This is a genomic window from Streptomyces sp. JH002 (genome assembly GCF_050916115.1).
Taxonomy (GTDB): domain Bacteria; phylum Actinomycetota; class Actinomycetes; order Streptomycetales; family Streptomycetaceae; genus Streptomyces; species Streptomyces xiamenensis.
Genome location: NZ_CP087989.1, coordinates 2,241,231 through 2,255,320, shown reverse-complemented (window position 1 = coordinate 2,255,320; position 14,090 = coordinate 2,241,231). Strand labels below are relative to the sequence as shown.

At 71.9% G+C, this 14,090-nt stretch carries 15 protein-coding genes; 14 read left to right on the top strand and 1 reads right to left on the bottom strand.

Annotated elements, in window-relative coordinates; genetic code table 11:
• Positions 1-20: 20 nt before the first annotated feature.
• From H7827_RS09860 to H7827_RS09795, 14 genes are all read left to right on the top strand, one after another.
• Positions 21-1,313, top strand: coding sequence for an alanine racemase (locus tag H7827_RS09860; RefSeq protein ID WP_386535022.1), 1,293 nt, complete (start codon positions 21-23; stop codon positions 1,311-1,313).
• Positions 1,314-1,438: 125 nt separating this feature from the next.
• Entirely contained in the window at positions 1,439-2,473 is a 1,035-nt protein-coding gene (locus H7827_RS09855) for a ParB/Srx family N-terminal domain-containing protein (protein WP_432744218.1), read from the top strand.
• A gap of 26 nt (positions 2,474-2,499) precedes the next feature.
• Positions 2,500-3,387 carry a hypothetical protein gene (locus H7827_RS09850; protein WP_200364805.1) on the top strand — a complete coding sequence of 296 codons (888 nt, stop codon included), beginning with the start codon at positions 2,500-2,502 and terminating at the stop codon, positions 3,385-3,387.
• A gap of 67 nt (positions 3,388-3,454) precedes the next feature.
• The gene (cpaB, locus tag H7827_RS09845; RefSeq protein ID WP_432744216.1) at positions 3,455-4,204 is read left to right on the top strand and encodes a Flp pilus assembly protein CpaB; all 750 of its coding nucleotides are present in this window, start codon (positions 3,455-3,457) and stop codon (positions 4,202-4,204) included.
• A 25-nt stretch (positions 4,205-4,229) separates the two neighbouring features.
• Positions 4,230-5,453 carry an AAA family ATPase gene (locus tag H7827_RS09840; protein ID WP_432744214.1) on the top strand — a complete coding sequence of 408 codons (1,224 nt, stop codon included), beginning with the start codon at positions 4,230-4,232 and terminating at the stop codon, positions 5,451-5,453.
• A gap of 212 nt (positions 5,454-5,665) precedes the next feature.
• A complete protein-coding gene (locus H7827_RS09835) occupies positions 5,666-6,022 on the top strand; it encodes a TadE/TadG family type IV pilus assembly protein (RefSeq protein ID WP_030728330.1) in 357 nt (118 codons plus the stop codon).
• Positions 6,019-6,426 carry a TadE/TadG family type IV pilus assembly protein gene (locus tag H7827_RS09830; protein WP_432744212.1) on the top strand — a complete coding sequence of 136 codons (408 nt, stop codon included), beginning with the start codon at positions 6,019-6,021 and terminating at the stop codon, positions 6,424-6,426. Before H7827_RS09835 ends, H7827_RS09830 begins: the two co-directional genes overlap by 4 nt.
• A gap of 16 nt (positions 6,427-6,442) precedes the next feature.
• On the top strand, positions 6,443-7,789 hold the full coding sequence (locus H7827_RS09825; RefSeq protein WP_386535038.1) for a CpaF family protein: 1,347 nt from the start codon (positions 6,443-6,445) through the stop codon (positions 7,787-7,789).
• Complete coding sequence (locus H7827_RS09820; protein WP_432744210.1) at positions 7,789-8,772, top strand: type II secretion system F family protein; 984 nt, start codon at positions 7,789-7,791, stop codon at positions 8,770-8,772. Before H7827_RS09825 ends, H7827_RS09820 begins: the two co-directional genes overlap by 1 nt.
• A gap of 18 nt (positions 8,773-8,790) precedes the next feature.
• A complete protein-coding gene (locus H7827_RS09815; RefSeq protein WP_432744208.1) occupies positions 8,791-9,684 on the top strand; it encodes a DUF5936 domain-containing protein in 894 nt (297 codons plus the stop codon).
• 268 nt (positions 9,685-9,952) lie between these two features.
• Complete coding sequence (locus H7827_RS09810) at positions 9,953-10,159, top strand: hypothetical protein (protein WP_234306781.1); 207 nt, start codon at positions 9,953-9,955, stop codon at positions 10,157-10,159.
• Positions 10,160-10,230: 71 nt separating this feature from the next.
• A complete protein-coding gene (locus H7827_RS09805) occupies positions 10,231-10,725 on the top strand; it encodes a hypothetical protein (RefSeq protein WP_432744206.1) in 495 nt (164 codons plus the stop codon).
• 36 nt (positions 10,726-10,761) lie between these two features.
• The gene (locus tag H7827_RS09800) at positions 10,762-11,373 is read left to right on the top strand and encodes a hypothetical protein (RefSeq protein ID WP_386535048.1); all 612 of its coding nucleotides are present in this window, start codon (positions 10,762-10,764) and stop codon (positions 11,371-11,373) included.
• A gap of 12 nt (positions 11,374-11,385) precedes the next feature.
• Positions 11,386-12,117 (top strand): OmpA family protein, encoded by a 732-nt coding sequence (locus H7827_RS09795; RefSeq protein ID WP_432744204.1) that lies wholly within the window; start codon positions 11,386-11,388, stop codon positions 12,115-12,117.
• A gap of 19 nt (positions 12,118-12,136) precedes the next feature.
• On the opposite strand, the gene H7827_RS09790 is transcribed toward H7827_RS09795, so the two are convergent.
• On the bottom strand, positions 12,137-13,897 hold the full coding sequence (locus H7827_RS09790; RefSeq protein WP_432744202.1) for a serine/threonine-protein kinase: 1,761 nt from the start codon (positions 13,895-13,897) through the stop codon (positions 12,137-12,139).
• Positions 13,898-14,090: the final 193 nt, after the last annotated feature.

The window sequence follows — 14,090 nt, the reverse complement described above, 5'->3', positions numbered from 1 at the left end:
CCCCGCCCCCTGGAGTCGCCATGAGCACCGCCGCCCTGGACCAGCTCGCGGACGAGGTCGTCGACCACCGGTTCAAGGGCCTGCCGCCCGACGCCGCCGGGGCCACCGTGGGGCAGCTGCGGGCCCAGCGGCGCGACCTGTACACCGGCGGCTTCACCACGCCCGTCCTGACGCTGTCCGCCGAGGCTGTCGAGCACAATGTGCGCTCCCTGGACCGCTTCGCCTCCCGGCACGGCCTGGTGCTCGCCCCGCACGGCAAGACGTCCATGGCGCCCCAGCTCTTCCAGCGCCAGCTGGACGCCGGGGCCTGGGGCATCACCCTGGCCGTGCCGCACCAGGTACGGGTGGCCCGCGCCTTCGGCGTCCGCCGCGTCTTCCTCGCCAACGAGCTGGTCGATCCGGCCGCGCTGACCTGGCTCTCCGGGGAACTGGAGGAGGACGCCGAGTTCCGGTGCGTGTGCTACGTGGACTCGGTGCGCGGCGTGGAGCTGATGGACGACACCCTGCGCGCCGTCGGCGGGAACCGGCCGGTGGAGGTCGTGGTCGAACTGGGCGCGCCCGGCGCGCGCAGCGGGGTGCGCGACGCCCGGCAGGCGGCGGCCGTCGCCGACGCGGTGGAGGGTACGGAGTCGCTGCTGCTGGTGGGGGTCGGCGGCTACGAGGGGGAGCTGCCGGACGCGGACGGCGACACGGTGCGTGAGTGGCTGAACGCACTGTCCTCGCTGGTGGTGGAGTTCGACAAGGAAGGGCGCTTCGCCGACACCCCCGAGATCATCATCAGCGCGGGCGGCAGCGCCTGGTTCGACGCGGTGGCCGAGGTCTTCGAGGAACTGCCCGACCTGTCCCGGCCGGTGTGCAAGATGCTCCGCTCCGGCGCGTACATCAGCCACGACGACGGCCGCTACCGCGGGGTCACCCCCTTCCGCCGTGTCCCGCAGGAAGGGTCGCTGCTGCCCGCGTTCCGGCTGTGGGCCCAGGTCGTCTCCCGTCCCGAACCGGGCCTGGCCCTGATCAACGCGGGCAAGCGGGACCTCTCCTACGACCTGGGGCTGCCCGAGGTCCAGGTGATCCGCGACGCCCGGGGCGCCGTGCGCGGCGGCGCGGGCCTGGTGGTGTCCCGGCTCGCCGACCAGCACGCCTTCGTCGTGCCGGACCCGGAGGCCGGGACGGACGGTGGCGCCGAGCCGCCGGAGGTCGGCGACTGGGTGGGCCTCGGGCTCTCGCACCCGTGCACCATCTTCGAGAAGTGGCCGCTGATTCCGCTGGTGGCGGGCGACGGCACCGTCACCGACTACATCCGCACCTTCTTCTGACCGCCGGCGTGCGGCCGTCCGCACCCGCACCCGAAGCCGCACCCGCACCCGAATGCGGTTCCGGTTCGCCCGGCCGCCACCCGGGCGCCACCCATCGGTCATGCCGGGCTGTGATGTTGCCCGGTATGACCCACTCCCGGACACCGCGGCGCCTCGCGCTGCTGCTCACCGTCGTGACCGTACTGACCGCGCTGGGCTCGGCCGGCACCGCGACCGCCGCGCCCGGCGCCGGCGCCCCGTCCGCCGCGAAGCCGCGGGCCGGGGAACTGATCACCGTCAGGCTCGGCGACCTGATGCCCACCCAGGCCGCGCTCGGTCACGACCAGATCCGCTACAAGCTGGGCCGCTACACCAGCACCAAGGACGAGGAACGCGGCAAGCCCAACAAGAAGTACGACGACTGGTGCGAGGCCAACGGCCAGGGCGAGGCCGCCACCGTCAAGGCCAACGCCCGGCTGGACAAGCCCCGGCGCTTCACCTGCGTCATCCCGCTCGGCCAGGAGACGGCCGAGTCGCTGGCCGCCATGAAGACCGTCGTCGTCGGCCCGCGCGGCCGGCTCTACCTCACCGACGGCCACCACACCTTCACCAGCTTCCTCGAAATGCCCGACGGCGGCGCCAGGATGACGATCCGGGTGCGCGTCACGGACAATCTGAGCGCGCTCGGCGAACGCGCGTTCTGGCACGAGATGGAGGATCGCGGCTACGTGTGGCTGCGCGACGCCGACAACCGGACCATCACCCCCGCCCAGCTGCCCACCCGGCTCGGCCTGCGCGCGATGGCGGACGACCCGTACCGCTCCCTGGTCTACTTCACCCGCGACATCGGCTACGCCAAGCCCGGGGACGGACCGAGCCCGGAATTCCTGGAGTTCTACTGGGCCGGCTGGCTGCGCACCCAGAGCGACCTCGACCCGGCCGGGTACGACCGCACCGACCTCAGCGGCTACCTCGCGCTCATCGAGGACACCTCGCGCGCCATGATCGCCCTCGACCCCGGCACCGAACTGCCCGGCAGCGGACGCACCGCGCAGCAGCTGGGACGCCTGGACACCTTCGGCACCAAGGAGTTCACCTCGCTCTCCGCCCCCCTGTCCGCCGACAAGCCCGGCAAGGTGGCCTACGCCCTCAGCTACCGGAGCACGCCCGGCTGCCGCTAGGCTTCGCCCCGACGGGAGGGGGCGGTATGCCGATTGCCATCGCCGTGACCAGCGCCGATCTGGTGCTGCCGGCCACGGATCCGCACACCCCGGCCGCCCATGTCCTCACCCCGCCCGGCGGGCAGGACTTTCCCACCGCCCTGGCGGAGGCGGCCGGGCTGCTGGAACGCCACGGCTACGTGATCGCCGTCTACCCGGCCACCACCCCGCGCGGCTATGTCCAGCGGCTGCACGCCGTACGCGCCATGCTGGAGAGCGACCGGATAGCCCTGCTGCCGACCTCCCTCCCACCGCTGGGCGCGGCCGTCCTGGTGCGCCAGCTACGCCAGTTGTCGGTGTGCGACTTCAGCCCCGGGGTGCTGGGCGCCGCCGCCCGGCTGCTGTCCCACTACATCTACGCGGGCGCGCTGCTCGGCTCGGCGTCCCGCACCGACCGGCTGCCGGTCGCGCTGCCCCCCGTCACCGGGCCGCGTTCCTCGGCCTCCGGGCCGCACGCCGTGCTGGCCAGGCCCACCGCCCAGCTCGTACGCGCCTCCGGAGTCGGCCTGGCCGGACCGCAGTTCGCCACCACCCTCACCTACGCCCCCGGCCAGCTCGGCAGCGAGTGGGTCACCGGGCAACTCGCCCGGCAGTGGCAGGTCCAGGGGGTGCATCCGGTGCCGTTGCCCGAGCAGTCGCCTTCCTGGTGGCGCACCAACAAGCTCGTGGAGTTCGCCGCCGCCATCCAGGACGCCTCGGTGCTCTACCAGATGGTGTCCTCGATGCGTCAGGAAGCGTGCCACTGGTGCGGGTTCACCCTCATCGGGGACCGCTGCGCGTTCTGCTCCGCGCCGGTTCCGGCGGCGCGGGACCGGGTACCGAGAGCGATAGGCGGCGCGAGCGGCGGCGGGCAGCGCAAGGCACTCGCGCGGTGAGCGGTTTTTTCGCACCGATATCCACAACGGCCGACGCGCTGTCAGAAGCAGAAGGTAGAAAGACCCCATGAACGCTCGACAGCGCCGCGGTTCGCTTCTGCTGATCGTCTCGGTCCTGCTCGCCCTCGGCGCGTTCGTCGGGGTGGTGGCGGTGATCAACGACGTGGAGTCGAAGGTCGGCCCCGAGGTCACGGCGTACGAGCTGAGCGAGGACGTCGAGCCGTACACCGAGCTGCGCGCCGCCCAGCTGCGCGAGGTCACCATCCCCGAGCGGTACATACCCGACTCGGCGGTGACCGAGCTGTCCCAGATCGAGGGCAAGGTCGCGGTCTCGCCGCTGCGCGAGGGCTCCCTGCTCCAGCAGGACATGATCTCCGACCGGCCGGAACTCGCCCCGGGGCAGCAGGAGATCGCGGTGCTCATCGACGCCTCCACCGGGGTCGCCGGGAAGATCTACCCCGGTGCGAAGATCAACCTGTACGCGGCGTTCCGGGCCCGCGACACCTCGGCCGACGACAGCGAGGAGATGGAGTTCGTCCGGCTGATGGTCAACAACGCCGAGGTGATCGAGGTCGGCGACCTGACGGAGGTCGAGGAGGACCGCCGTACGACGCAGGCGGTGCCGATCACCTTCGCCCTGGACCATCTGGACGCCGAACGGGTCACCTTCGCCGAGGCCTTCGCCGAGCAGGTGCGGTTGGCGCTGGTCGCCCCCGGGGAGGAGCAGGAGATCCCCGAGGACGAGCGCACGTACACCATCGTGGGCGACATGAGCGGCAACCCGCACAGCGGCGCACCGTTGGGGATGGTTCCGTGATGAGCATGGGGTTGGGGTGGCAGGGATGACGACGCGCATTCTCCCGGCGGTGGGCGACCCGGACACCGCGCGCTCACTGATCACGCTGCTGAGCCAGCTGCCCGGCACCGAGCCGATGCGCGCGGTGCCCGACTCGGCGACCCTGCTGGAGACCCTGGCCGCGCTCTCCCACGAGTCGGTGGCCGGGCTGCCCGAGGTCGTGGTCGTCCACGAGCGCATCGGGCCGCTGCCCGCGCTGGAGCTGATCCGGGAGGTCGCGCTGCGCTTCCCCGCGGTGGGCGTGGTGCTGATCTCCGCCGACCCGACCGCCGGCCTCTACTCGGCGGCGATGGACGCGGGCGCGCGCGGTCTGGCCGGGCTGCCGGTGTCCTTCGAAGAACTGTCCACCCGGCTGGCCGCCGCCGCCCAGTGGGCCGCGGGCATGCGCCGCCACCTCGGTGCGGGCGAGAGCTTCGGCACCGGCCCCGGCGGCACGCTCATCACGGTCTCCGGCGCGAAGGGCGGAGTGGGCGCGACCCTGCTGTCCACCCAGCTGGCGCTGGCGGCGCAGCGGCCGGAGGGCCGCGGGGTGGTGCTGGTCGACCTGGACCTGCTCAGCGGGGATGTCGGCTCGTTCTTCGACGTGCAGTTCCGCCGCTCGCTGGCCGACCTGGCGGGCATCAGCGACATCTCCCCACAGGTGCTGGCCGAGGCGGTGTTCACCCACGGTACGGGCCTGTCGATGCTGATCGCCCCGGCCGAGGGGGAACGCGGCGAGGACGTCACCGACACCACCGCACGGCAGTTGCTGGCCGCCGTACGCGCCCGGTACGACACGGTGGTGGTGGACTGCGGCTCGCAGATGAACGCCGCCACCGCCGCCGCCGTGGAACTGGCCGACACCGCGCTGCTGGTCACCACCCCCGACGTGATCTCGGTGCGGGCCGTCAACCGCATGGTGCGCATGTGGGACCGGCTCCAGATCCGCAAGGCGGAGGGCGTGACCACCGTCGTCAACCGGCTCACCCGCTCCAGCGCCATCCAGCCGCAGCTGATCTCCCGGATCACCGGCACCCAGGTCGCCCGGCAGACCGTGCCCGCCAACTTCAAGGAACTGCAGGAGGCGCAGGACGCCGGCCGCATCCAGGACCTGGACGTCAAGGGGCCGGTGCGCCGCGCCATGTGGGCGCTGGCCACCGAACTCGGCCTGGCGGCCCCGCAGCCCGCGGGCGGGGGCGGCGGCAGCCGGCGCAAGGGACGCCGGGGATGAGGACGGCCTTCCCGGCCGGGGCGCCGCGAGGCCGCTCCGGGCCCGGACGGGCCGGCCGCACAGCACGCCCGGTCCCCTCGGCCCGTACGCGCCCGGCACCGGCCGCAGCCGCGCGCACCGCCGGGGCCACCGGGCTCGCGGACGCCCCGGGCTCCGTGTCCCCCGTACGCACTGCGGGCACCGCGGGCCCGCCGTCTGGCCCCGGCCCAGCCGTGCGCCGCGACCGCGGCGCGGTGATGGTGGAGTTCGCCGGCATCTTCCCGCTGATCCTGCTGCTCTTCGCCGTCGCCTGGCAGTGCGCCGTCATCGGCTACGGCTTCCATCTCGCAGGCAACGCGGCGGACGAGGCCGCCCGCGCCGCCGCGGCGGCGGGCGGCGGTGAAGGGGCCTGCGGCACGGCGGCCCGCGAGCACATCCCCGCCTCCTGGTCGATGAGCGTCTCCTGCCCGCTGGAGGGCGTGGTCCGCACCGCCCGCGTCGAACTCCAGGTGCCGGTGCTGTTCCCCGGCGCGTTCAACCTCCCCATCACCATCTCCGGCACCGCCGGCGCGGTGGAGGAGGACCGATGAGCACGCGGACGGAGAACACCGGGGCGAGACACGACGGGAGCGACAGCGCGACGGCGTACGGGGACCGGGGCGTCACCGCCGTCGAGTTCGCCGGCTGGCTCCCCCTCCTCGTGCTCGTCTCACTCGCCGCGCTCCAGCTCGGCGTCGCCGGCTACACGGCGCTCCAGGCCGGCTCCGCCGCCCGGGCCGCCGCCCGCACCGCCTCCCAGGAGGAGATCGCCGACCAGTACCAGACCAGCGGGCGGGCCGCCATGAGCGGCTGGCTGGCCGCGAACACCGACTTCGAACTGTCCGCGTGCGGCGACGAGGCCACCGTCACCGCCCGCGTCACGGTGCCCTCCGTCCTGCCGTTCCTGAGCGACCTCGGCCGGGCCAGCAAGACGGTGACCATGCCATGCGACTGACGAAGGGAGGCCGGCGATGGGCCTGAGATCACGCATCCACGCCCAGGAGGAGCCAGGGCCCGGCACCGGACCCGGTGACAACAACCGGCTGGTCGCCGTCTACCGCGGCAAACTCCTGGAGGAGATCGACCTCGCGGAGATGTCCGCGCTGTCCACCGCCGACCGCCGCGACCGCCTGGAGCGGGTGCTGGGCCACATCCTCAGCCGCGAGGGCCCGGTGCTCTCCACCCAGCAGCGCTCCCTGCTCATCCGCCGGGTGGTCGACGAGGCCCTCGGCCTGGGCATCCTCGAACCCCTGCTGGAGGACGCCTCCATCACCGAGATCATGGTCAACGGACCCGACCAGATCTTCGTCGAACGCTCCGGGCGCGTGGAGCAGCTCCCGCTGCGCTTCGCCTCCGAGGACCAGCTCATGCAGACCATCGAGCGCATCGTCTCCACCGTCAACCGCCGCGTGGACGAGTCCAATCCGATGGTCGACGCCCGGCTGCCCACCGGCGAGCGGGTCAACGTCATCATCCCCCCGCTGTCCCTCAGCGGCCCCGCGCTCACCATCCGCCGCTTCCCCCGCGCCTACACCCTCGCCGAACTCGTCGACTTCGGCACCCTGGACCAGCACCTCGTGCTGCTCCTCGCCGGACTGGTGCGCGCCAAGCTCAACATCATCGTCTCCGGCGGCACCGGGTCCGGCAAGACCACCCTCCTCAACGCCCTCTCCGGTCTCATCCCCGACGGCGAGCGCATCGTCACCGTCGAGGACGCCGCCGAACTCCAGCTCCAGCAGAGCCATGTCCTGCGCCTGGAATCCAGGCCGCCCAACATCGAGGGCAAGGGCGAGGTCACCATCCGCGACCTGGTCCGCAACTCGCTGCGGATGCGCCCCGACCGCGTCATCGTCGGCGAGGTGCGCGGCGGCGAGACCCTCGACATGCTCCAGGCCATGTCCACCGGCCACGACGGCTCGCTCGCCACCGTGCACGCCAACAGCGCCGAGGACGCCCTGCTGCGCCTCCAGACGCTGGCGTCCATGTCCGAGATCAAGGTGCCCTTCGAGGCGCTGCGCGACCAGATCAACAGCGCGGTGGACGTGGTCGTCCAGCTCGTACGGCACCCGGACGGCACCCGCCGGCTGACCGAGATCGCGGTGCTCGCCTCGCACGGCCGCGCATCGTTCCGGATCGCCACCATCGCCGAGTTCACCGCCGAGCCGCTCACCCCGGGCGGCACGGTGCACGGCAGGTTCCGGCACTATCCGATACCGCGCGCCGTCGCCGACCGGCTCTACCTGGCGGGCGAGCAGATCCCGCAGGCGTTCGGGGTCCACCTGGACGACAGCCAACTGTCCACCCGGGAGGCGCAGTAGTGGTACCCATCGCACTGGAGAGCGGCGCGGCGCGGGCCACCCTGAGCCTGGCGCTGGGCGCGCTGGTGCTTGCGGTGGCCGGACTGTACGTGTACGCCACCGGCCGCGCCGCGCGCCGTGCGCTGCTGCACCGGCTGACCGGCCCGGACGCCGGGCCTGCCGGGGCCGGCACCGCCGACCCCGGGGACCCGGCCAAGGACCGCCCGTTCGCGGCGCTCGACCAGCGGCTGCGCCGGACGGCCGTGGGCCGCGCGATCCGGGTCAAGCTCCACTCCACCGGCCTGGAACTGACGGTCGGCGAGTACGTCGCGTACGTGCTGGGCGCGATGGCGGTGCTGTGGGCGGTCGGCCACGTGCTGCTCGCCCCGTTCTTCGGCCCCGTCTTCGCCCTGGTCGCGATCTGGGGCGGCAACGCCTTCCTGGGCTGGCAGCGTGCCAAGCGCACCGAGAAGTTCATCGGCCAGCTCCCCGAACTGGCACGCCTGATCGCCAACGGCACGGCGGCCGGTCTCGCCCTGCGCACCGCGCTGTCCATGGCGGCCGAGGAGATGGACGACCCGGCCGGCGCCGAACTCGCCCTGGTCGCCAACCAGCTCACCGTGGGCCGCTCGCTGGATGAGGCACTGGGCGAACTCGGCGAACGCCTCCCGTCGCGCGAACTGAACGTGCTCGTCACCACGTTGATACTGGCCAACCGGGCCGGCGGCTCCATGGTGGGTTCCCTGCGGAACCTCACCGCCACCCTGGAGGAGCGCAAGGAGACCCGCCGCGAGGTACGCACCATGCTCGCCGAGGTCAACGCCACCGCCGTCACCGTGCCGCTGCTGGGCCTGGGCGCGCTGCTGATGATCAACGGCATGTCACCGGGCGCGCTGGGCCGGGTGACGGCGAGCCCCGGCGGACAGATCGCCATGGTGATCGCGCTCGTGATGTACGCCGTGGGCTTCGTGGTCGTGCGCCGCTTCGGCCGCATCGACGTCTGATCCGAGAGGAACACCGGCATGCTCGCTCTGCTGCTGGGCCTGGCCATGGGTGCCGCGGTCTTCGGCATCGTGATGGCGCTGCGGCTGCTGCGCACGGCCACCCCGCTGCCGCCCGACCTGGCGCTGGCGCTGGAGATCGGCTCCACCCGGGTGACGGCGACCGGCTCGGCCGTCGACCGCCTCGGCATGCGGTTCGCGCCGCTGGTGCTGCGGCTGATGGGCCCCAAGGGCGTGGACCGCAAACGCCGCCGCATCGACCAGGCGGGCAACCCCCAGGGCCTGACGGTGGAACGCTACGCCGCGCGGCGGGCGGTGTACGGCATCTTCGGCGCGCTGGCGACCCTGAGTTTCATCGCCAATGGCTGGCCCTTCTTCGCCCTGTTCGCCCTCGCGTTCGGTGCGTTCGCGGCCGACGCGGTGATCTGGCAGAGCATCAGGGAACGCCGGGACGTCATCGACCGCACCCTGCCGGACTTCCTGGACGTGCTCGCCGTGGTCGTCTCGGCCGGTCTCGGCTTCCGGCAGGCACTGGAGCGGGTGGCCGGACGGTACGAGGGCCCGTGGGCCGATGAAGTGCGCATCACCCTGCGGCAGATGGACATGGGGGTGTCGCGCCGGCAGGCGTTCGACGACCTGCGGCGGCGCAACGACTCCGAGCCGGTGAACCAGTTCGTCACGGCGCTCCAGCAGGGCGAGGAACTGGGCGCGCCCATCGCCGAGACGCTGATACAGATCGCCACGGACATGCGCCGCACCGACGCCCAGAACTCCCGCCGCCGGGCGGCGAAGGCGATCCCCAAGGCAACGCTGGCGACCCTGGTCTTCATGGTGCCGGCGACGATGATCGTGATCGTCGCCGGCATGATCCTCGGCTCGGGAACGAACATCACGGACATCCTGAACGGCGGCTGACCCCGCCCTCCCTTCGCGCGTGCCACGAAACGGTCCCTTTGCCGAGGTCTCCCTGCCCAAGTGCCCCCGGGTGTGGCACAGTCAGTGCCAACAGGTGTGTGAACGGGTTGGCCCGCAGGGAGCGGGAGGGGGTCGGACATGCTGCGTCCACGCTTCAATCAGGCGTCATACGGGCAGAGTCACTCCCCGAGCCCCAACGACGGGCACATACCACCTCGGGGCATGAGCATGCCGGCCGGAACGGGGCTGGCCGGGGGAAAAGGACGCCATGAGCAGGATGCTGCTGAACTGGAGAATGAAGGTCGTCACCCATCTGACGACCCCCCGCCACAGCGACCGGGGCGCGGGCTTCGTGGAATACGCGGGCCTTCTGCTGCTGATCGCGGCGATCGTGGGGACGGTCTTCGGTCTGGGGCTGGACACGCAGATCAGCAATGCCGTCCAGCGGGCGGTGAACAACGTCCTGGGCAACTGAGGGCCGGACGGCGGGCCCGCGATCGCGGGGCGGTCTTCCCGCTGTACATCGCGGTACTGACGCTGACCCTCATGGCCGCCTTCACGTTCCTCGTCTTCGCGCAGGCCTCGGTGGTCCGCGGTGGGGGACAGTCGGCGGCGGACGCCGCGGCGCTGGCCGCCGCCCAGGAGGCCAGGGACCGTCTGCTGGACAGTGGCGGTGACTGGGAGGACATCCTCGCGGGCGACGGCTTCGCCGTCGATTCGGCATGTGCGGAGGCAGGCCGGCTGGCGGCCAGAAACGATGCCACGGTCGTCTCCTGCGATGCGGACCGTGCACGCATCGGCTATACCGTGACGGTGCGGACCAGCCGTACGGTCGGGGAGTCGATCATCCCCGGCACGGAGAACCAGACAGCCCAGGTACGTGCGACCGCCGTCATCAGGGGGCTGTGCGATGTCACTTCGGACGAGGACGATCTCGTCGAACTCAGCTGCGAAGAAGAACGGCGCTGGTCATTCGATCCGGGGCAGGAAGAGACCTGGCCCGACGCCCGGGACCTGTTCCAGGTGTATCTGGATGAATGACCGCTCCCGAGTACACGCGAAGGAATAAACGAGCAGATGGATCTCCGCGACAGCAAGTCCCGCCTCATCCTCATCGTGGTCGCCCTCGGGGCCGCCCTGGTCATCGGGGTGGCCAGTTGCAGCGGTGGCGGAGGCGATGACGACGGCGCCGCGGGCAACAGTGAGACGTCGCAGACCCCTGGCCCTTCGGGAGGCAGTGGTGATGAACAGGACGATGCCCCCGGTGACGACGAGCCCGGTGACGGCGGCTCGGGCGAGGTGCTCGCGGAGAGCACGGGCGAGGACGGCATCACGCTGACCTTCACCCGCGCCCAGCGGGAAGCAGGAGGCTTCCTCACGGTGGAGGGCACGATCCAGAACAACGGCGGCGAGACATGGTTCGACGTGGCCTGGGCCGGTGCCGAGCGTGAACTGCGCGACAACGCGTTCTCCATGGCGGGCGCCTCGCTGGTCGCCCCGGAGGAGGGCAAGCGCTACCTGATCCTGCGCGACACCAGTGGCCGCTGCCTGTGCACAGGATTCGGCCCGGGTATCGGACAGGGGGAGACCGTTGAGTGGTTCGCCCAGTTCCCCGAGCCGGACCCGGCCACCACCGAGGTCCAGTTCCAGATCGGTAACATGCCGCCGGCCACCATCGAGATCCGCTGAGAGGCGAGCCAGATGACGTATCGACCGCTTGGACCCGCCCGGGTCTCCCTGGTCGCCGCAGTCGGCACCCTCGCCGTACTGGGCCTGAGCACGCCGGCGCTGGCGGACGACGCCGAGGAGGATTACCAGCAGCCGCCCGGGTACGAGGCACCGGCGGTTCCGGACATCGACGCCAACGCGCCCGGTCTGATGCTGGGTGATGGAGCGACGCTGGCCGAACCCCGGGTACTGGACATCAAGTTCATCACCGAGGATCTGGGCAGTGCCGCCGACCCGCCGCCGAACAGCGGCGGCAACAACGAGGATCCGCCCGCCGACCCTGACCCCGAACCCGATCCCTCGCCGGGTACGGGCGGCGGCGAGCAGCGCGAGGAACGCACCGGCGGACAGCACAAGTTCACGCTCCAGACCGACGTGGTCTTCGGCAAGAACAGCGACGAGATAAGCGAGGAGTCCCGCGCCGCCCTCGCCGAGGTGGCCGCCGCGATCGACGAGTACCAGCCCGAGCAGGTGAACGTCTTCGGCTTCACGGACAACCTGGGCTCCTACGAGAACGGCGTGACGCTCTCCGCCAACCGCGCGCGGAACACCCAGACGGTGCTCCTGGAACTCATCGCGGACCCGTCCGGCATCTCCTTCAACGTCCGTGGCTACAGCGAGGACTATCCGCTGTACGACAACGAGACCGAGGAAGGTCGGCAGAAGAACCGGCGGGTGGAGATCTCCTGGCCCAGCGGCAACTGAGCCGCCGGGCGCGGAGCGGTCAGTCGTTGGGCTTCCACTGGGTGGCCGTGATCAGGTAGTTCCGCAGATCCTGGTTCTGCGGAGCGGGCTCGACCCGGTCGATCCACAGCAGGACGAGCGTGCCCTTGGCGGTCTCGACGCAGATGCCGGTGTCCTCCCGGAGGAGGCTGTCGCTCCGGATGTCCTCGATGGTGATGGGGTTGGGGACATCCGACCGGTGGGCCGCTTCGTAGCACTCCTGCGGAGTCGGGCCGGGCTTGTCGACGGCACCGACGAACGTGTCGGTGTCGAAGCTCATGCCTTCGTTCAATGCCGTGGGCTGGCCGCAGAACTGGTAGGTGATGTGCGAGTTCTCCGGCACATCGCCCATGCTGCCCATCGGTGATTTGGTGTCGACGGTCAGCTCCTCCAGATTGACCCGGCTGACATTGGCCCCGTAGCACAGGCCGTTGTGCGCCGTGATGTCCTCCTGGTACAGCGGGGCCCTGATCGTGAGACTGACATCGTCGGCGATCAGCCAGTACGGCGCGTCCGGGTCCTGCTCCGGAATCTCCTTTCCCGGGTCCTCCGGCCCTCCCGGCAGCCCTGCCCCCGCACCCGATTCCGGGAGGGTGTCCGGGTCGGTGTCCGTCCCGGTCTCCGTCTCCGGAGCCTCCCCCGACGGCGACGTCGGGCCGCCCGCCCGGGGAGTGTCGTCGTTCCCGTCCGTCAGCAGCAGGGCCGCCGTCGCCCCACCCGCGACCGCCGCCAGGACGGCCGTCGTGGCCAGCGCGATCGCCATCGTGCGGCGGGGCTTCGCCGCCGGGGGTGGCGGAACCGTCGGGGCCGTGGCCGGGAGGGGCGGCGGGGTGGGGGGCTGGGTGCCGTGGCGCTGCGAGACCTGGGTGGCCAGGCCCGCCGGGAGCCAGCTGTCGCGCCGCTGCAGGGTCTGGCCGGGGGACAGGGAGCGGCACATCTCCACGACCTGCGCCGGTCCCGGCCGCTGTGCCGGGTTCTTGGCGAGGCAGGCCGCGATCATGGGCCGCAGGGCTTCGGGGGCGCGGGCCAGGTAGGGGTCCTCCTGCACGATCCGGTACATCAGCCCGTGCGCCCCGCCCTCCCCGAAGGGGTGGCCGCCGGTCGCGGCGAAGTGGGCGATGATGCCGAGGGCGAAGACATCGGTGCCGGGTCCGGCCGGCGGGTTGCCCATGATCTGTTCGGGGGCCATGTACGCCGGGGTCCCGACGCGTACGTCGGTGCCGGTCAGGGCGGTGCTGTCGGCGGCCTGCGCGATGCCGAAGTCGATCACCTTCGGGCCCTCGGTGGCCAGCAGCACGTTGCCCGGTTTCAGGTCGCGGTGCACCACGCCCACCGCGTGGATGGAGGTCAGCGCCTCCGCCACCCCGGCGACCAGCAGCAGCACCGTCTCCAGCGGCAGCGGGCCGTGCCGCCGCAGCGCCTCGGCCAGCGAGAGGCCGGGTACGTAGGCGGTGGCCAGCCAGGGCGCGGCGCCCTCGGTGTTGCTGTCCAGGACGGGGACGGTGTAGAGGCCCTGTACCCGGCGGGCGGCCCGTACCTCGGCGGCGAAGCGGCGGCGGAAGTCGGGGTCCTCGGCGAACTCACCGCGTACCACCTTCAGCGCGATGGGCTGTCCGCCCCGGGTGTAGGAGAGGTAGACGCTGCCCATGCCGCCCGATCCGATGCGGGCGCGCAGCTCGTAACCGGCCATCTCGCGTGGATCGTTGGGTCCCAGCGGACTGAACTGGGGCTGGGGTGGGGCGTGTTCGTCGTGCGCGGCCATGGTTCCCCCCTGGCGGTTACGGCGTACCGGTGTACCGGCGTACCGCAGGCATCGTAGTGGGCGCCGGTTTCCGGCCCCAGTCGCCCCGCTCCGCCGGCCGGGGACCGTGCCGGCCGTGCCCCCTCGAACGGGTGTCCCTCCGCCGGGCTGTTCCGGGCCCCGCGCGCCCGGCGCGTGTCTCCCACCTGCGCCC

What these genes read in the sequence shown, in the direction of transcription:
- H7827_RS09860 (WP_386535022.1), top strand. Translation starts at nt 21, where the DNA reads ATGAGCACCGCCGCCCTGGACCAGCTCGCGGACGAGGTCGTCGACCAC.
- H7827_RS09855 (WP_432744218.1), top strand. Translation starts at nt 1,439, where the DNA reads ATGACCCACTCCCGGACACCGCGGCGCCTCGCGCTGCTGCTCACCGTC.
- H7827_RS09850 (WP_200364805.1), top strand. Translation starts at nt 2,500, where the DNA reads ATGCCGATTGCCATCGCCGTGACCAGCGCCGATCTGGTGCTGCCGGCC.
- cpaB (WP_432744216.1), top strand. Translation starts at nt 3,455, where the DNA reads ATGAACGCTCGACAGCGCCGCGGTTCGCTTCTGCTGATCGTCTCGGTC.
- H7827_RS09840 (WP_432744214.1), top strand. Translation starts at nt 4,230, where the DNA reads ATGACGACGCGCATTCTCCCGGCGGTGGGCGACCCGGACACCGCGCGC.
- H7827_RS09830 (WP_432744212.1), top strand. Translation starts at nt 6,019, where the DNA reads ATGAGCACGCGGACGGAGAACACCGGGGCGAGACACGACGGGAGCGAC.
- H7827_RS09825 (WP_386535038.1), top strand. Translation starts at nt 6,443, where the DNA reads ATGGGCCTGAGATCACGCATCCACGCCCAGGAGGAGCCAGGGCCCGGC.
- H7827_RS09815 (WP_432744208.1), top strand. Translation starts at nt 8,791, where the DNA reads ATGCTCGCTCTGCTGCTGGGCCTGGCCATGGGTGCCGCGGTCTTCGGC.
- H7827_RS09810 (WP_234306781.1), top strand. Translation starts at nt 9,953, where the DNA reads ATGAGCAGGATGCTGCTGAACTGGAGAATGAAGGTCGTCACCCATCTG.
- H7827_RS09805 (WP_432744206.1), top strand. Translation starts at nt 10,231, where the DNA reads ATGGCCGCCTTCACGTTCCTCGTCTTCGCGCAGGCCTCGGTGGTCCGC.
- H7827_RS09800 (WP_386535048.1), top strand. Translation starts at nt 10,762, where the DNA reads ATGGATCTCCGCGACAGCAAGTCCCGCCTCATCCTCATCGTGGTCGCC.
- H7827_RS09795 (WP_432744204.1), top strand. Translation starts at nt 11,386, where the DNA reads ATGACGTATCGACCGCTTGGACCCGCCCGGGTCTCCCTGGTCGCCGCA.
- H7827_RS09790 (WP_432744202.1), bottom strand. Translation starts at nt 13,897, where the DNA reads ATGGCCGCGCACGACGAACACGCCCCACCCCAGCCCCAGTTCAGTCCG.